14 protein-coding genes are annotated in these 17,328 nt (G+C 45.8%); 11 read left to right on the top strand and 3 right to left on the bottom strand.

The genetic code is table 11. The annotated features are described in order from the left end of the window. The first annotated feature begins 190 nt into the window (after window positions 1–190). The 3 genes from hisH (at window position 191) to AC5JMP_RS14260 (ending at window position 1,924) form a co-directional block, all read left to right on the top strand. Window positions 191–850, top strand: coding sequence for an imidazole glycerol phosphate synthase subunit HisH (gene hisH / locus AC5JMP_RS14270; RefSeq protein ID WP_495852143.1), 660 nt, complete (start codon window positions 191–193; stop codon window positions 848–850). Further along, window positions 817–1,401: a 16S rRNA (guanine(966)-N(2))-methyltransferase RsmD gene (gene rsmD / locus AC5JMP_RS14265; RefSeq protein ID WP_495852142.1), complete on the top strand. Its 585-nt coding sequence runs from the start codon at window positions 817–819 to the stop codon at window positions 1,399–1,401. The genes hisH and rsmD overlap by 34 nt, the downstream gene beginning before the upstream one ends. 94 nt (window positions 1,402–1,495) lie before the next feature. Next, window positions 1,496–1,924: a VOC family protein gene (locus AC5JMP_RS14260; RefSeq protein ID WP_495852141.1), complete on the top strand. Its 429-nt coding sequence runs from the start codon at window positions 1,496–1,498 to the stop codon at window positions 1,922–1,924. 33 nt (window positions 1,925–1,957) lie between these two features. Here the strand turns inward: AC5JMP_RS14260 and AC5JMP_RS14255 are convergent, their stop codons facing one another. Next, window positions 1,958–2,428, bottom strand: a complete 471-nt coding sequence (locus AC5JMP_RS14255) for a hypothetical protein (protein ID WP_495852140.1) — start codon at window positions 2,426–2,428, stop codon at window positions 1,958–1,960. A 44-nt stretch (window positions 2,429–2,472) separates the two neighbouring features. On the opposite strand from AC5JMP_RS14255, the gene AC5JMP_RS14250 reads away from it, so the two are divergent. The 3 genes from AC5JMP_RS14250 to AC5JMP_RS14240 all read left to right on the top strand — a co-directional run bounded on the left by AC5JMP_RS14250 (window position 2,473) and on the right by AC5JMP_RS14240 (window position 6,594). Further along, complete coding sequence (locus AC5JMP_RS14250; protein WP_495852139.1) at window positions 2,473–3,291, top strand: ion transporter; 819 nt, start codon at window positions 2,473–2,475, stop codon at window positions 3,289–3,291. 229 nt (window positions 3,292–3,520) lie between these two features. After that, window positions 3,521–4,426 carry a class I SAM-dependent methyltransferase gene (locus AC5JMP_RS14245; protein WP_495852138.1) on the top strand — a complete coding sequence of 302 codons (906 nt, stop codon included), beginning with the start codon at window positions 3,521–3,523 and terminating at the stop codon, window positions 4,424–4,426. A gap of 518 nt (window positions 4,427–4,944) precedes the next feature. Next, complete coding sequence (locus AC5JMP_RS14240; RefSeq protein WP_495852137.1) at window positions 4,945–6,594, top strand: right-handed parallel beta-helix repeat-containing protein; 1,650 nt, start codon at window positions 4,945–4,947, stop codon at window positions 6,592–6,594. An 18-nt stretch (window positions 6,595–6,612) separates the two neighbouring features. Here AC5JMP_RS14240 and AC5JMP_RS14235 read toward each other — a convergent pair whose 3' ends face one another. Together AC5JMP_RS14235 and AC5JMP_RS14230 are read right to left on the bottom strand one after the other, a co-directional pair. Beyond that, the gene (locus AC5JMP_RS14235; RefSeq protein WP_495852136.1) at window positions 6,613–8,046 is read right to left on the bottom strand and encodes a sugar transferase; all 1,434 of its coding nucleotides are present in this window, start codon (window positions 8,044–8,046) and stop codon (window positions 6,613–6,615) included. A 128-nt stretch (window positions 8,047–8,174) separates the two neighbouring features. Then, entirely contained in the window at window positions 8,175–9,341 is a 1,167-nt protein-coding gene (locus tag AC5JMP_RS14230) for a glycosyltransferase family 2 protein (RefSeq protein ID WP_495852135.1), read from the bottom strand. 715 nt (window positions 9,342–10,056) lie between these two features. On the opposite strand from AC5JMP_RS14230, the gene AC5JMP_RS14225 reads away from it, so the two are divergent. The 5 genes from AC5JMP_RS14225 (at window position 10,057) to AC5JMP_RS14205 (ending at window position 17,232) form a co-directional block, all read left to right on the top strand. Beyond that, on the top strand, window positions 10,057–12,282 hold the full coding sequence (locus AC5JMP_RS14225; RefSeq protein WP_495852134.1) for a GumC family protein: 2,226 nt from the start codon (window positions 10,057–10,059) through the stop codon (window positions 12,280–12,282). A gap of 182 nt (window positions 12,283–12,464) precedes the next feature. Then, on the top strand, window positions 12,465–13,427 hold the full coding sequence (locus AC5JMP_RS14220) for a polysaccharide biosynthesis/export family protein (RefSeq protein ID WP_495852133.1): 963 nt from the start codon (window positions 12,465–12,467) through the stop codon (window positions 13,425–13,427). A gap of 23 nt (window positions 13,428–13,450) precedes the next feature. Then, the gene (locus AC5JMP_RS14215; protein ID WP_495852132.1) at window positions 13,451–14,548 is read left to right on the top strand and encodes a glycosyltransferase; all 1,098 of its coding nucleotides are present in this window, start codon (window positions 13,451–13,453) and stop codon (window positions 14,546–14,548) included. A 73-nt stretch (window positions 14,549–14,621) separates the two neighbouring features. Beyond that, entirely contained in the window at window positions 14,622–15,914 is a 1,293-nt protein-coding gene (locus AC5JMP_RS14210; protein WP_495852131.1) for a lipopolysaccharide biosynthesis protein, read from the top strand. A gap of 34 nt (window positions 15,915–15,948) precedes the next feature. Beyond that, a complete protein-coding gene (locus AC5JMP_RS14205; protein ID WP_495852130.1) occupies window positions 15,949–17,232 on the top strand; it encodes an O-antigen ligase family protein in 1,284 nt (427 codons plus the stop codon). Window positions 17,233–17,328 lie beyond the last annotated feature (96 nt).

Here is a 17,328-nt window from a genome sequence, read left to right as displayed (position 1 = left end):
AGGAGGGGCGCAGAATCGCGCTCACACAAAAATTCATCCCTAAAATCAGCAGTGCCAGAATTTTCTGCTGAAACCTCTTTTTGCAAGCCAACAAGCTTATATGACTATATATTGAGACTAATACCGGGACTAATACCGGGACTACCTTCATCCCGATTATTCGCCGATCGCCCAGCCAAGAGATCCACCCATGACCCTCATTGCCGTGATTGACTACGATATGGGCAACCTGCACTCTGCCTGCAAAGGGCTAGAAAATGCTGGAGCTAAAACCCATGTTACCGACTCGGTTAAAGATCTGGAGCAAGCCGATGCTGTCGTTCTGCCGGGAGTAGGGGCTTTTGATCCCGCCATTCAGCATTTGCGATCGCGTGACCTGATCCAGCCCATCAAAGATATCATTGCCAGCGGCAAGCCGTTTTTGGGCATTTGTCTGGGATTGCACATTTTGTTAGAGGGCAGCGAAGAAGGGGTAGAGTCAGGGCTAGGAATCGTTCCTGGTATGGTGCGTCATTTTCGACCTGAGCCAGAACTCACCATTCCCCACATGGGCTGGAATCAGCTCCAAATGACCCAGCCTCACCTGCCGCTGTGGAAGTATCTGCCGCACGATCCCTGGCTGTATTTTGTTCACTCCTACTATGCCGATCCTGCTGACCCAGCGGCAACGGCAGCGACCATAACCCACGGGACGCAGACGGTGACGGCAGCGATCGCCCAAGATAATCTCATGGCGGTGCAGTTTCATCCCGAAAAATCTTCGGTGAGCGGACTGCAAATCTTGTCAAACTTTGTGGCGCTGGTGCGCGATCGCTCATGTCTCTCCGAATCTACGGCAATCGCCCTCTAAAAACCCTGCCGGGGCTTGCCACTCGCCCCACGCCCTCGCGGGTGAGACAGGCTTTGTTTAACATCTGGCAGGGCAAAATTACCGGATGTCGCTGGCTTGATCTCTGTGCGGGCAGCGGCGCAATGGGAGCCGAAGCCCTCTGTCGCGGCGCAGCGATCGTCATGGGCATCGAAGAGTCGGGTCGAGCTTGCAACATCATTCAGCAAAACTGGCAGCAGGTGGCTCAGCCCGAACAGAGGTTTGAGGTGATTCGCGGCGATGTGGTGAGCAAGGTATTGACCCTGGCACAGCGATCGCCCAAATTCGATCGCATTTACTTTGATCCGCCTTACGCCAGCGATTTATATCTACCCGTGCTGGAAGCGATCGCCGATCACAGCCTTCTGGCGGGTGAACTTGCCGCCGAACATAGCCCTACTCAGCCTTTGCCAGAGCACGTAGGCAATTTGGCGATCGTTCGTCAAAAAGTATACGGCAGCACCGCCCTCACCTTCTACAGCCCCCAAAATTCTGACAGCCCTCTGCTCTATAGCAACCGCCAAGGCGGTTAGGACGGGGACATTTAGGGTGGGGCGCGGAGCGCCCCACCCTAAATGTCCTCAGCAAACTGGCGACAGCTCCAACATCCAAAACCCAAAATCCACAATGCCTACAGCTCTCTTTCACCTCGCCTTCCCCGTCACAGACCTAGCTCAAACCAAAGCCTTTTACGCCGAAGGGCTAGGCTGTAGCGTGGGGCGAGAAAGCCCAAACTCAGTGATTTTAAATCTGTATGGTCATCAGTTAGTGGCTCACCTCGCGGAGCCGACTGCTCCCCAGAAGGGCATTTATCCTCGACACTTCGGCTTGGTCTTTACGGCTGAGGCAGATTGGGAGAATTTGCTGGAGCGATCGCAACGTCAGGGGCTAAAGTTCTATCAGCAGCCGAAATATCGGTTTACGGGTCTGCCTTTAGAACACCGCACTTTCTTTCTAGAAGATCCGTTTCAAAATCTGATGGAATTTAAGTATTACGCCCATGCCTCCGCCATTTTTGGCGAAGTCGAATTTGCCCAAGTTGGCGATCGGGCTTGACTATTTTTGGGCTTGTTTATTCTTGGGGCTTGTTTATTCTTGGGGAAAGTCTACGCCAACGATCCATTGGCGCGTGTCATCAAAAATGATGATGAGATTGTCAGTCACTTTTTCGAACTGAGTATTGACTAGCACCACACTCTGATCATCTTGGCGAAAAGAATTAAACTGCTGAAATGCGCCTGTCCGATTCTGTAAATCATGCCAACTTTGCTGCATATCCACGGGCGACCAGGTGGTGCGTAGGGAGGGATGAATATACTGCCATGCTCCAACAAAATCTCCCTTTGCCGTCAAGTTTACAAACTCTTCGGCACGGGTTGTCATAGGCTTAGTCGGAGTAGCTTGGGATAGCTGGACAGTCTGAGCTAGTGAAGTCTGGGCTAGTGGAGTCTGGGCTAGCAGGTCGGGCGATGCAGCCATAGCAGAAGCTGAGATTGCAGAAAGCGCCATCCAGCTAAACGGCATCAGAAGCATAGAGGCGATCGAAAAGTAGGTCGGCATAGGTTTCAATAAGGATTAGGATGCAATGTGTCTGGTCATTTGCCATGGAACTGCAATCAAAAGTCAGATTTTATCTTGAGGATATTGAAACCACCTTTGGCAAAGTGGCTAACCTCACCATTGCAGGGTTGGTACTGCTCTCTTCTGCCATTTTTATTGCAGAAACCTATAGGCTTCCTGACGCTGTTCGAGTACCGCTAGATTTTCTTGACCAGCTTATCTTAGCCATTTTCACCACAGAATACCTGCTGCGACTGTGGAGTGCAGAATATAAGCTGAAGTATTTTTTTAGCCTCTACGCCCTAATTGACTTGATCGCCATTCTACCGTTTTTGTTTACGGCGATCGATATTCGCTTCATCCGGATTTTCCGCTGGTTTCGCATCTTGCGACTGCTGCGCTATGTCGAGGGCAAGACGATTTTTGGCTATGTCAGCCGTGAAGACAGCGCCATTCTGGTGCGGATTTTGTTCACGCTGTTCAGCATCATTTTTATCTACTCAGGACTGATCTATCAGGTCGAGCATCCGATCAATCCCAACGCCTTCGCCACTTTTTTGGATGCCGTTTATTTTGCCATAGCCACCATGACCACCGTCGGCTATGGCGACATCACGCCGATCTCGCAGGTCGGTCGTCTTCTCGCAGTCATGATGATTTTGACTGGAATTGGGCTAATTCCCTGGCAGGTGGGCGATCTGATTAAGCAGCTCGTCAGAACCTCAAATCGCGGTATTGCCACCCTTTGCACCAACTGCGGCTGTACCGCCCATGATGTAGATGCCCACTTTTGTAAACTCTGTGGCAAACCGATCGCCAAGGTGGGTAACACCTGCGAAATTCCGTTGCAGGACAATCGATAGGCTGGGCTGTTTAACTAAATAATTTTGCTTAACTTCATAAATACTTCGTTTTCCTCATAAATACTTTAATTTCCTCGTTATGAGCTATACCAGCGTCTCCAATGGAGAACTGTTATTCTTCTGTGTGAGAAATATTCTGGCTCAGTGAGCTTTATAGACGGGTGCATTGAATGCTTCTGACTGATGCTTGAGTCAATCTGCGACCCGTGACCTCTAGGACTTAGATAATATGCAGCAGTTAACGAATTGCCCGGTTTGCGATTCCACGAGCATTCGGTTTCAGTTCATGGCGGGCGAGGCGCGTCATCCTTACGATCCTCTGAAATGGTCAGTCTATGGATGTGAAGACTGTGGGCTAGTCTTTGCCAATCCCAGACCGACCTGGCAAGAGCTGAGTGATTACCACAAGCCAGATTTTCAATGCTATAACGCGATCGATGAAGATGAAGAAGCCTTCTATGAGGAAGCTCTTAAGAGCGGCGAGTTTCGTCACATTCCCGTTCCTGTAGGCAAGCGTCTGCTGGACGTGGGATGCGGCGGCGGCTCTTTTCTACGGATCTTCAAGCGTTTGGGAGTGGCTGTTACCAAAGGCGTTGAACCCAGTGAGGCGGCAGCAGCAGCGGGTCGTGCTAACGGCACTGATATCTTCACGGGCACCCTAGAAGACTATCTGGAGCAGGTCGGGAGCGAGGAAAAATTTGATGTGATTATGTGTTCTCATGTTCTAGGGTCAACTCCTCGTCCTGTTGAGACGCTAGATGCGATGAGACAGCTCCTGGCTCCTGATGGCTATATTTGTGTCTATGTCCCCAATGCTGAGTGCGATTCTGCCCAGGAGATGGGCTGGCGCTGGCACAGTTTTGACTTTCCGTACAACCTAATTCAGTACAAGTCTAAAACCCTGGCTTTGGCGGGTGAACGGGCTGGATTGACAGTAAAGCGGCACTATACCTACTCTTTGCCCGCAAGTGTCACCTACTCCATTTGTCTGCACAACCGATATAAGTGGTTTATCCCCCATAAAGTGACGCGTTGGTTTCTCAGCGAGGAGAGCGTTAAGCGTATTGCTCAAGAATTGGATGAGCAGGGCAAGGGCGAGTCCGTGATGATGGAATTCTGTCATCCGCAGGGATAGGAACCTATCTGAAAGCCTGAATTGCTCGTACAGCAATATAGCTGTTGCCAGTTTGCTTAGGACATTTTAGGTGGGGCGCGAAGCGCCCCACCTAAAATGTCCTCGTCTTAATCGCCTTGGCGGTTGCCATACAGGCACAGTTTAGGTGCAAAAATGCTGGGGAGTTCTCTGGTTTCTGCGGCCAACATGTCAACAGACATTGAAAGCTGAGGGACGATCGAATTACGACTTTAAGACAGATAATGTAGTGGATAGCTATGAAGACGAGGAAGAGGAAAGTGAAGTAGAAGTAGAAGTAGATGATGATGAAATATAGCTTAATTTATCCTCGACTCAGAATAAATGTATACGCCCCCTCCACCTCTGGATGGGGTGTTTTTTAGGGAATTTTTGCAGCTCGATCGCCAAGCAATGATTTTGTTAGAATTGTCGAGTAGTCTGTTAGGACAACAAAGTTGATTCAAATTCAAGAAACTCGATTTTCAACTAAAATCTTAACTACTTAATTTTCTCTAATCATGCCAAAAGTATATTACGTCTCAAGCGAGGGAAGCGATCGAAACTCTGGGTTAGATAAAAATGCACCCTTTAAAACAATTCAGAAGGCGTCAGATCTCACCCGTCCTGGCGATACCGTCTATGTGATGAATGGAACTTATAAAAGTACCCTATCTAATAGCATCTTAAACATTACAAATTCAGGACAACCCAATGCCTGGATTACTTACAAAGCCTACCCAGGACACAAACCCAAATTAGAATCGAAGGGATGGACAGCCATTGAAGTTCGAGGAGCTTCATACATTACCATTGATGGTTTCACATTAGTAGGGAATAACGATAACGTCACCCTTGACTATGCTATTTCTCAGAAAGATAATCTAAACAATCCTTTAACTTCTGGCAACGGCATAGGAGTAGTTCCACTTTATCAGTCGGATACTATTTACCCTCACCATATTGTTATCCGCAACAATCATGTTTCTAAATTTGGAGGGGGTGGTATTTACACTTACTCGGCTGACTATGTAACCATTGAGAACAACACTGTCCACAGCAATGCTTGGTATGCGCCCTACGGTAACAGCGGCATCTCTAACTACCAAAACTGGAATTTCGATCGCCAACCCGGCTACAAAATGATTATCCGGGGTAACACAGCATACGATAATAAAAACTTCATCCCATTTTACCAGGTTGGAGTGATCACAGATGGCAATGGCATCATTATTGATGACTCTCGAAACACCCAGCTTAACTCTGAATTAGGGCAATACTATGGGCGCACCTTGGTAGAAAATAACATCGTCTATAGAAATGGCGGTAGGGGCATTCATGTATTTGAAAGTGATGCCGTTGATATTATTAACAACACAACTTATCAAAACTCTCAAACTCCTAATATCCAAGATGGAGAGATCACGGCTATTAATGCCAGCAATGTTCAGGTTTACAATAATATAATCTATGCGAAAACGGGGTTGCCAGCCAATACGATTTCAGATGCTAGTAACGTAGCCTATGACTATAACTTAATTTTTAATGAGGCTCAGTTCACCGGGTTGACCCTCAATAATAAGTTCGGGCAAGACCCTCAATTTATAGATCCGTCGGCTGGAAATTTCACCCTTCAAGCAGGTAGTCCAGCTGTTAATAAAGGAGGTGGATTGACGGCAGGAACGGATGTTCGTAATGTTCGAAGACCTCAAGGCGCTAGTGTTGATATTGGAGCGATCGAGATAGATGATATACAAATACCTGACAACTTTACGAGACAAGGTAGTCGTCAGGCAGACATCTTGAGAGGCACCGTACGAGCAGATATTCTGGAGGGTAAGGGAGGCAACGACACTTTATTGGGTGGTGCAGGCAACGATCTAATTGTGGGTGGCGTAGGTTATGACAGTCTTGTAGGCAGTAGAGGTAACGACACGCTTGTAGGTGGTAGAGGCAGAGATATCTTTGCTTTTGGGTATGGCCATGGGCAAGATGTTATTCAAGACTTTGAAGATCGTCAAGATCAGTTTGATCTACCCAATAATCTCCGGTTTGATGACCTAATTATTAGGCAGCAGAGGCAAGACACTCTGTTGAAAATCGATCAGCGCAACTTTATACTGCTCGAAAATACAAGATCCACCCAAATTACCGAAACAGACTTTAGGTAATTCACCTCTAGTTTTGCTTTAATAAGCTCCTTTCTTTTGAAGAACAACCCCAACAGTTTGCAGAATAATCTTCATATCTAACTGAAGCGACCAGCTACAGATGTAGACAATATCCAAATTCACAGTGTCATCAAAGTTATCAATATCAGACCGCCCTGAAACTTGCCATAATCCCGTAATTCCGGGCAAAACTTCTTGTCTGATAAAGTGCCTTTCCTCAAACCTTTGAACATCCCTAACCGGAAGTGGACGAGGTCCGACAATACTCATCTCACCCACCAAAACATTGAAAAGCTGCGGTAGCTCGTCTAAACTGTAGCGACGCAGGAACTTACCAATCCCAGTCACTCTAGGATCGTCCTTCATCTTGAAGAGGACACCATCTTTCATCTCATTTTTCGCCTCTAGCGTTGCCTGCAACCTGTCTGCATTAGCTACCATAGTGCGAAACTTCCACACCTTAAAGTGCCGACCGTGCAAACCGACGCGAGTTTGACGAAAGAAGATGGGGCCAGGAGAGTCAACCTTTATCAGCAGCGCAATTAAGAAATAAAGAGGAGAGAATACCAGCAGCAACAGCGTAGCAAAGCAAAAATCAAAACCACGTTTAACCCAGTAGTCGCCGCCAATAATAATTGGAGCACGAATGACAGGTGAAGGAATATTTCCAATAGATTCAAACCCTGAACGAGGCAAGGAGAAGCTTAGCTCGGTTGGTAGGATTCGCAGCGTGATACCAATCGTTTGGAAGTGCCAGCATAAATACAAACGGTTTTTAATAGAACTCCAGGAAGCAAAAACTTCAACAACTCCTAACTTTTGGAGGGATTCAAAAGTTGCTTCTCTATTGCGTCTATCCAGAGAGCTTGAATCAGCTACGCCTAAAATACTGTAGCAGTTTTCCTGCTCAATAAGCTGCACATCCTTTTCTTGATGGGATTTATCTGAGATCAGAAAAACGGGACGACGGATAACGCCCTGTCGTCTCAGTAGACTGACAAAATAAGTCATACCAACGCGACAGATACAAACAGACGTAACGCTCAAAAACCAGAATAATAGAAACGCCGATCGCGAAATGTAGTGATTTGGGTTGTAAAGAAAAGCAATTAGCAATAAGAAGAGATTAACTAGAGAAACAGCTTTGATTAATTCTATATAGTCACGATAATACTTTCCTGACTTGTATAAACCTCTCGCGTCAATCACCCCAATGCCAACCGCGATAACTACAGGAAGAAATAAAGAACTTTGGGTCATCTTCCAAGGTGACTCAAATTGTGTTCCGTAGGAGATGGCTAGTTGCCACGATAGATAAATAGAAATCGCATCTAATAAAACGAATGTTGCAACTCGAACTGAGCCTATGGTAATCCCCTTACGGAAAAAAATTGAGGTAGACGATCGCAGATCTGGCTTAGGTCGAGTTGTCGGTATTGAATTAAACGCCATGGTCGGCACTCCTGGAATTTGAGGGCATTTTGAACAGGTTCCAGCCTAAAACTTTGAATAATGAGCAGTGCTTTTAACGGGTTTAACTAACAATTGTTCAATAACCAACTTTTCCACAGCTATTAGCTTCAATCTCTAAATCTTTGACTAAGCGTAGACTTGTAGGTAGCTGTGCCTAGACTGAAGATTTCCTCAAAGTAGCGCTTGTTTTGCACCGCTAAAATGCCTAAGCTGAACAACTGAATGGCTAACATCAGCAGCACACCTCCTAAGATAAAGGTGTGTGGCGCTTCTCTAAAAGCGATTGCAACCGCCTCAGTCGGATCGGGAAACCGAGCTTTCTGTGCCAGTTGTCGATAACTTATCCAGCAACGGATTAGTGCGAAAATGTTGACATAGAGAGATAAAAAGAAGAAAACCAGGCTGGGAATCACAAAAAACATTACGGGTCTGAAGACAAATCCATAGTAGAAAGTCGCCCAAGTATGGCGTAGTACTTTCATGCTGGACTTGCGTTTAGGTTTGCAATTTCTAGTCGGTCGCTGAACCTGCCAGTTTAAGTGTGCTGGAATTTCATCTATTCGCGCATCCAAAAGCATTGCTTTATGGATAATTTCTGGATTAATCTCCATGCCTGAGGATTTCAAGTTTAGGAGCTTTAAGAAATCTGCATCATAGGCTCGCACCATACCCGTTAAAGTCGATACATTCCGCTTAGCAGCAAACGATAGGAACCGATTTGCCCAAACGCTCAGAGATCGGCGCAGCCAGGGCACGTTAGATACTCTGCCACCCTTTGCGTAAGGTGAAGCCACGACAATTTTGGCTCCGGTTCGTTGAATTTGGTTCAGAAGCTGTCGAATGTGGCTGGGCGAATAGCTTAAATCTAGATCTAAAACAACGATGTACTTACCACAACAGTGCGTAAACCCTGTTCGGAGCGCTTGTCCCAAGCCCCTGTTGACTGAGTGATGAACTACATGAATATTGTCCTTGATGTGGGCGAAAGCATCGGCTATGTCTCCTGTACCGTCTTGGCTACCATCGTTAACCAGAATCAGTTCCCACCTGTAGCTATCCTCTAGGCGCTCCATGCTAAGGCAGAGAATCTCCAGATGATTCTCTAAGATTAGAGCCTCGTTGTAAGCAGGAACAACGATCGATACCAGCGGCATTGGCTCAAACCGAGATCCTTGGTCAGACCGATTCCCAGCTTGATTCTTCTGAACAATTGGCGCAAAACCTAAACCTTGGGGCGGCAATTGCCCCAATCGCGGAACTGAATCCGAAACCATACTCTAAAACCTCGCTAGGTGGAGAACACCTGAACTTAAACCGTCACATCGCTCAAACGCTAGTGGATACTGTGATTGAAAATAACCTGAACAAGCATAAGCAACTCCGTCAAAACCTATCCCTCACTTGAGAACGCAAGTAAGACGCGAAACTATCGCCCTTGTACTCAGTTTGAGAAATATAGGGAAACACATTAGTGGTCGAAATTTACACTCTTTTCAACCGCTTCAGAAGCGTCATCTTTGCTGAAGTTTCTACGCGCATACACGTAAGTACAGCTCTGCGTATTCACTAAGTACCTGGACAAGATACAGGTTTACCCTAATTCTTTGAGTGAACCGTAAATATCCTGCTCTCTTCATCAAAACTTTATATAATGACCATAATATCCAGACTTATATAAATTGATCATAAAGTTCAATCTATCGGCATAGGTACAATAACTGAGAATATGCTACACACATTTTGTGTAACATGATCACATTATGGGTTTAGCATTTTGTGTCGTGCATTTACACTATTGATATTTTTGCTCAACGCTACACTCTTTTCGGTTCGGAGGTGGTGGATTAGCTTTTGAGGTTATGGCACAGCTTGAGCGGTCGCAGACTCAAAATAGATGATGTATAAAATATGACTACTCAATGAGTCTCAATTGCTGTATTTTGAGTTTCTTTACAAGCTTAGCTAAGTTAGCTAGTTCCAATCCTACATATGACGCTTAGAGAAAACTCCGAAGAAATTGATATCCAGCGGTATTGGCTGGTTTTGAAGCGCCAATGGCTACCTGCTACGGGAGTTTTTAGCTTAGTTGTGGCTCTAGCTTCACTGCTGGCACTCTTACAAAAGCCGATCTATCAAGCAGAGGGAGAGCTGCTTTTCAAGACCAATCGTGCTTCTTCAATGACAGGATTAAGTGGAGACATTGGGCAACTTGAATCTTTAGGTATTCAGAACAATCCGTTGGATACACAGGCTGAAATTGTTCGCTCTACTCCAGTGCTTCAACAGGTCATCGAAATTCTCGACCTGAAAGATGAGGAAGGTAACCTGTTGAGTCCTTCGGACTTGGAGAGTCAGCTCAAAGTCAAAGGAGTAGCAGGTACCGATGTTTTGCAAATTTCTTATCGCTCTCATGATCCCCGGCGATCTGCTGCTGTCGTTAACGAAATTATCAATGTTTTTATTGAAAAAAATATCCAGTCCAATCGAGCTGAAGCAGCAGCGGCTCGTGATTTCATAGCACAACAGCTTCCCATTACCGAAACGGCTGCGCGAGCAGCCGATTCTGCTCTGCGCCAGTTTAAAGAAAGTAACGGCGTGATTGTTTTGCAGGAAGAGGCTACTCAATCTGTTCAAGCGATCGCCAAATTGGGGGATGAGGTTGCGCAAGCGCAGGCGCAGTTGTCAGACGTAACGGCTCAGGCAGAGCAGCTCCGCACTCGAATCGGCATAGATCCGCAACGGGTGGTGGCTTTTACGGCGCTGACTCAAGCCCCAGGTGTCAAGGAGACTTTGACCCAGCTTCAAGAGGCGCAAGGGCAGCTTGCCGTCGAACAGACTCGCTACCGGGACGGATATCCGACGATCGCTAACTTAGAGCGCAAGATTACGGCGCTACAGGCTCTTCTCCGAGATCGAGTTGAACAGGTTGTGGGAAGTGGGCAAGCAGTGCCGATTGGAGGTTTGCAGGTTGGTGAACTGCAGCAAAGTCTCATCGCTGATCTGGTTCGGTTTGAATCGCAGCGATCGGGTCTAATTCGTCGCATTGCCACCTTGTCAGATACGCAGGCTGCTTATCGGCAGCGGGCTAGCAATCTGCCAAGTTTAGAGCAGACGCAACGAGAACTGGAGCGTAAGCTTCAGGCATCTCAGACCACCTATGAAACTCTTTTGACGAAGCTTCAAGAAATTCAGGTTGCAGAAAATCAAAATATTGGCAACGCTCGTGTAGTTTCGTCCGCATCTCTGCCTGAGAAATCTGTCTCTGCTGACAAAAGGCTGATTATCGCGGGAGGTGGCGTAGTAGGTTTGCTTTTGGCACTGGCTGTTGCTTTTACCCTTGACCTGAGCGATCGCTCCGTTAAGACCGTCAGAGAAGCCAGAGAATTATTTGGCTTTACGCTTCTGGGGATTATTCCTATCTTTGGCAAGAGTGGCAAGCCTACCTCTTTAGAAGAACGTCTAATTCCTAGAGTTGTAGTCAAAGATTCACCTTTTTCTGCAACTGCTGGGGTGTATCAAATGCTTCAGGCAAATCTCAAATTTCTGAGTTCGGATAACCCACTCCAGTCAATTATTGTAACTAGTTCTGTTCCTCAGGAGGGTAAGTCGGAGGTCGCTGCGAATCTTGCCGCAGTGATCGCACAGGTCGGTCGACGTGTACTTTTAGTGGACTCAGATTTACGCCATCCCATTCAGCATCACATCTGGCAGCTCACTAATGCTTCGGGGTTGAGCAATGTTATTGTCAACCAAACTTCGTTGGACGTAAGTATTCAAAATGTGTTGCCAAACCTAGATGTTCTGTCGTCTGGAGTCGTACCTCCCAACCCGGTAGCATTGCTAGATTCAAAACGGATGGCTTTCTTAATGGATACCTTTTCCCAAACCTATGACTTGGTAATCTTTGATGCGCCGCCGCTATCGGGCATTGCAGATGCAGCTATTTTAGGTAAGATGGCGGATGGAATTCTGCTGGTTGTTCGTCCTGGAACCGTTGATTCTACTAGCGCTCAGCTAGCTAAGGAGTTTCTGTTACAAACGAATCAAAACATTTTGGGAATGGTGATCAATAGAGTAAACGTGAACAATGAACCCGATAGCTATTTTTATCACGCCGGGGAGCACGAGCCTAACTTAACTTCTTCAGCTACAGAGCCTCAAGTCCCGATCGAACAAAATTCGCTGGTGAGCTTTTACAGAAGCGATCGCTTCTAGTCTTTGCTGGTAATTTGATTTTGAGCCTGAAGCTTCAGTCATGAATTCTAAACCGTGCATCGTTCCTCCCAAGTAATTTTTTTATGCTGCGTTTGCCTGTTTGCTTAAAGATCGATCCGTGGAAAGAATGTTCTGCAATTGCGGCTACAGTCCTTCTCTGTGCAACTTTTCAATTGCCAACTTTGGCGCAGATTTCTTCTTCTCCAACGGCTGAGCTATCCCATTCAATCTATCTGTTAGGCTCAGGCGATCAGCTGGATATTACAGTTTTTGACTATGAAGAATTTACGGGTTCTAAGATTATTTTGCCCGATGGCACGATTGTCATCCCCATGGTAGGTGCTGTTGCAGCTGCGGGAAAAACCACGGAACAGTTGGCTGAAGAAATTACGGCTCGGCTACAATCTCTATTGGTTAATCCAGTCGTTTCAGTCAATCTTTCGGCTTTACGACCTGTCTCTGTAAATGTGGCGGGCGAAGTCATGCGTCCTGGAACCATCCAGCTTCGTAGTTTAACGACTGCTGGTCCAGCTTTGAGAAATATTGCGGAAGTTTCAGATAGCACAACAGAAGGAACGCCAACCGTCAGCACCGCACTGATTGCGGCAGGAGGAATCACTCGTAATGCAGATATCCGGCATGTGGTCTTGAAGCGGCAGGGAAATCCTTCTGAACCGATCGTGATCAACCTTTGGGATGCGATTGCTTCTGAGAATGCTCCGCCTGATTTTATTCTTCAAGACGGTGATTCTCTCTACATCCCTCACCTGAAAACAGGCGAAACGCTAGACACTCGTCTATCCTCCCGATCGAGCTTTGCACCTGCTACAGTTCGTGTCCGCATTGTAGGTGAGGTAAAAAGTCCCGGAGAAGTGAGAGTTTCACCGGATAGCTCTATTTCTAGCGCAGTGGCGATCGCTGGAGGTCCGACAGAAGATGCCAGACTCAGTCGGGTTGCTTTCGTGCGCTTAAGTGAGGCAGGTCAGGTAGAGAGGCAAATGGTTGATTTAAGCAATTTGGTTGACAACTACCAAATTCAAGATGGTGATGTGATTATTGTGCCAAAGCGAAGTTCTTCTTCTTTCATAGATTTGGCAGGGCGAGTGCTGGGACCTTTTGGAGTTCTATTTAATCTCTTCCGCTAACGGTTTTAACCGAGCAAAAAAGTATGACAGATGTATCATTTTTCCTACCTAACTTGGGTGGTGGCGGAGCAGAGCGCGTCATGCTTAATTTAGCAACAGGCTTTGCCAATCAAGGACTCACAGTCGATCTGATTCTCGTGAAGGCTGAGGGGGAATATTTAGCTCAGCTTCCGTCAGAAGTTCAACTTGTGGATTTAAAGGTAAAGCGTTTGTTGCTTGGCATTCCAGCCTTAATTCAATATTTAAAGCAAAAGCGTCCTCGAGTGCTGATTTCTGCTCTAGAGGACACCAATATTGTGGCGGTCGTATCTAAGTACTTGGCTGGAGTTCAGACTCAGCTTGTTGTCACAGTTCATAATCATCTCTCTATAGAAGCTCAAAACTCGACTCAGCTCAAACGGAAGCTTGTCCCGCATCTCCTGCGCTGGTTCTATCCTTTTGCTGATGCTGTAGTGGCTGTGTCTCAAGGAGTGGCTGAGGATCTCTCACAGCTCAGTAGATTACCTTTGAAAAATATCCAAGTAATCTACAATCCGATTGTTACCCCCACACTACTCTCAAAGATTCATGAAGCTGTAGAGCATCCATGGCTGCTTCCCGGTCAGAAATCCGTGATTCTAGCTGTAGGTCGATTAAATCAGCAGAAAGATTTCTCAACTTTGATTCGAGCCTTTGCCCAGGTTCGCCAACATCGTGACGTGCGGCTCATTATTTTGGGAGAAGGAGAAGACCGTCCGCAGCTAGAAGCTCTGGTTCACCAGCTTGGCTTGAGTAAAGTTGTGGACATGCCAGGGTTTCTTCCTAATCCTTATGCCTGTATGGCCCACTCTGCCTTATTGGTTATGTCTTCAGCTTGGGAAGGCTTTGGGAATGTTTTAGTAGAAGCCATGGCATCGGGCACACCGATCGTTGCTACAAACTGTGAGAGTGGACCTGCTGAAATTTTATCAAACGGCAAATATGGCAGATTGGTTTCGGTAGGAGATTCTCGGCGTCTTGCAGAAGCAATAATTGAGACTTTAGATGAAGAGAGAAATTCTTATGTTTTACAGCATCGGAGCCGGGACTTTTCGCTTGACAAAATTCTTGCTCAGTATTCTCATGTTGCAAAGTTGTGTTAGTACGGTCTGTTGAGACTGAGCACGGTAGTTCTTCAACTTTGGAGACTGCTATACAAAAGATTGGAGTTACCTTGTGAGCGAACATTCATCGAGTTTTCAAAAGCTTAGCTTACGCTCCAACTTCTCTTGGACTTTTGTTGGAAACGTAGTCTATGCCGGATGCCAATGGGCGATGCTGGTAATTCTTGTCAAACTCAGTACGCCGGAGAATGTAGGACAATTTACTTTAGGCTTGGCAGTCACTACGCCTATTATTCTCTTTTCAAATCTTCAGTTAAGACCGATACAGGCAACTGATGTCAAGCGAAGATTCTCTTTCTCAAATTATCTTGCTCTACGCATCATTACAACAATTGCTGCATTTTTCGCGATCGTTTCTTTAATCTTTATCATTGGGTATGAAAAAAACACAGCCTTTGTCATCCTATTGATTGGATTGGCAAAATCAATTGAGTCAATTAGTGATGTCTATTATGGCTTATTGCAGCAACATGAGCGAATGGATTGGATTGCCATATCAATGATTTTGAAGGGTATTTTGTCATTACTGTTCTTAGGAGTCACAGTCTTTTTAACTCGAAGTATTGTCTTTGGCTCATTGGCTCTAGCAATAGCATGGACGATCGCTCTAATTGTTTATGACATTCCTAAAGGACAGTCTGTAGCGACCAGAAAACCAACAGAGATTCATGATAGTTCTAAGCAAGTTTCTAAAAGAATTCCTCAGGGGAAAATAGGCTCATGGTTTCAGCCAGAAGTTCTAAGTAAACTAGCTTTGTTTGCATTGCCATTAGGTTTTGCAATGACGCTTATCTCCCTTAATTCTAATATTCCTAGATATTTTGTTGAACGGTATTTAGGTCAGGGAAAGTTGGGAATCTTTTCGGCGATCGCCTATCTACAAATTGCAGGTCTAACGGTTATAACTGCTCTAGGTCAATCCGCTAGTCCTCGTCTGGCTCAACACTATGTCGAAGGTCAACATAGGGCATTCAAGCAACTCATGATCAAGCTGCTTGCAATTGCATCTGTGTTAGGGGGATTAGGAATACTAGCCGCTTATTTCGCTGGAGAGGAAATCTTAACTCTCTTGTATCGACCTGAATACAGCAAAGATATTGACGTGTTTACTTGGGTGATGGCAGCATCTGCGCTATCGTATGTTGCTTCTATTTTGGGCTATGCAGCTACTGCAAAAAGGCGGATTTACTATCAACCCGTTATCTTATGCACATCGCTAATAGTTTCTCTTTTGACCTGTTATTTGTTTATACCAAACTACGGACTTTTAGGTGCATCTGTTTCTATGGTTCTGACTTCAGCTGTAACCCTATTTGGGTACCTTCTAATCGTAATTAAAGACTAGCCTAAGCCGTTGAAAGAATAAGGGGGGATCTAGCTTGAAAAAGTTTCATTTTTTAGAGCAGGTACTGACAGTTGTAACGCTGTTACTTACCACAGGTGGACCACTCTTAATTATTCTGGCCGATGGAATCAGTGAAGGAGAAGTAGGTCGTGCAAAGAGTTATGACTCCACTTTGGTACAGTATATTTTCTTCAGCCTCTACCTTTTTTTCTTCCTCCTTCTCCTGCCGCATTGGAAACGCGCTGTTTATCTAATTGTGAAAGAGAAATGGGTTTTCCTACTCGTTCTACTAGCAATCCTATCGGTGTACTGGACTTACGCTCCCGAAGTCACCCCACGGCGCTTAATCGGTCTGATTGGCACGACGTTCTTAGGAGTTTACCTAGCGGTGAGGTATGACCTAAAGCAGCAGATGCAACTACTGGCATGGGCTATGGGAATTGCCATCGTTTCCAGTTTTCTGTTTGCGCTGCTGTTGCCCAAGTATGGAGTGATGGGGGGTATACATTCAGGAGATTGGCGAGGCATATACTTGCATAAAAATGTTTTGGGCAAGATGATGACTCTCAGCGTTTGTCTCTTCTGGCTATTGCTGCGAGATCATCAGCAAAACCGATTTTGGCCGTGGACTGGTTTATTCTTTTCTTGGATACTTATTTTATTCACAACTTCATCTTCAGCTTTGGTCAACAGCGTTACTTTAATCATTCTCTCTTTAATGTTAACTATGCTAGGCTGGCGAGATAAGGTTATGGTGCCATCTGTTACTTTTCTGATGGTATTAGTCGGATGCATTTACGCCTGGATCTCTGCGAATCTAGAAGCAATTTTTGGATTATTGGGCAAAGATGCAACCTTGACAGGTCGTAGTAATTTGTTGTGGCCTTCAGTAGCTAGAATGATCGGTCAGCATCCATTCTGGGGCTACGGATACAGCGGCTTTTGGAATGGAGCATTGAGTGAGGCTGCTTATGTTTGGCGGGATGTGAAATGGGAGGCTCCCCATGCTCACAATGGATATCTTGATTTAGGACTAGATTTAGGAATAGTAGGACTGTCAATATTCGCAATTGGTTTTTTTATTGCCTTTTTAAGAAGCCTAGTTTGGATTCGCAAGGTTAAAACAACTGACCAACTGTGGCCTACCCTTTATCTCATCTACTACACATTGTCTAACCTCACAGAAAGCTCTTTGCTCATTCAAAACAATGTTGCCTGGGTTATTTATGTATCAATCGCTCTCTCCTTGCAGCGATCGCTTCCCGTCTATTCACCTACACCTTCAATGGAAGCTTCCATTGCCGCTCAATCCGCTTAGTCAGGCTTTCAGGGGTTTTACGATATGGTCAAGCGTCGTCGTTTTCTATGGGGATTGGGAGCTTTTTCCAGCGCTACTTCCTGTGCTCTGACGAGC

It is taken from the genome of Drouetiella sp. (genome assembly GCF_059504425.1).
Note: the sequence above shows the minus strand (reverse complement) of the source record. Positions and strands in the feature narration are given on the sequence as shown.

What these genes read in the sequence shown, in the direction of transcription:
- AC5JMP_RS14225 (WP_495852134.1), top strand. Translation starts at nt 10,057, where the DNA reads ATGACGCTTAGAGAAAACTCCGAAGAAATTGATATCCAGCGGTATTGG.
- AC5JMP_RS14245 (WP_495852138.1), top strand. Translation starts at nt 3,521, where the DNA reads ATGCAGCAGTTAACGAATTGCCCGGTTTGCGATTCCACGAGCATTCGG.
- rsmD (WP_495852142.1), top strand. Translation starts at nt 817, where the DNA reads ATGTCTCTCCGAATCTACGGCAATCGCCCTCTAAAAACCCTGCCGGGG.
- AC5JMP_RS14240 (WP_495852137.1), top strand. Translation starts at nt 4,945, where the DNA reads ATGCCAAAAGTATATTACGTCTCAAGCGAGGGAAGCGATCGAAACTCT.
- AC5JMP_RS14215 (WP_495852132.1), top strand. Translation starts at nt 13,451, where the DNA reads ATGACAGATGTATCATTTTTCCTACCTAACTTGGGTGGTGGCGGAGCA.
- hisH (WP_495852143.1), top strand. Translation starts at nt 191, where the DNA reads ATGACCCTCATTGCCGTGATTGACTACGATATGGGCAACCTGCACTCT.
- AC5JMP_RS14235 (WP_495852136.1), bottom strand. Translation starts at nt 8,046, where the DNA reads ATGGCGTTTAATTCAATACCGACAACTCGACCTAAGCCAGATCTGCGA.
- AC5JMP_RS14260 (WP_495852141.1), top strand. Translation starts at nt 1,496, where the DNA reads ATGCCTACAGCTCTCTTTCACCTCGCCTTCCCCGTCACAGACCTAGCT.
- AC5JMP_RS14230 (WP_495852135.1), bottom strand. Translation starts at nt 9,341, where the DNA reads ATGGTTTCGGATTCAGTTCCGCGATTGGGGCAATTGCCGCCCCAAGGT.
- AC5JMP_RS14255 (WP_495852140.1), bottom strand. Translation starts at nt 2,428, where the DNA reads ATGCCGACCTACTTTTCGATCGCCTCTATGCTTCTGATGCCGTTTAGC.
- AC5JMP_RS14250 (WP_495852139.1), top strand. Translation starts at nt 2,473, where the DNA reads ATGGAACTGCAATCAAAAGTCAGATTTTATCTTGAGGATATTGAAACC.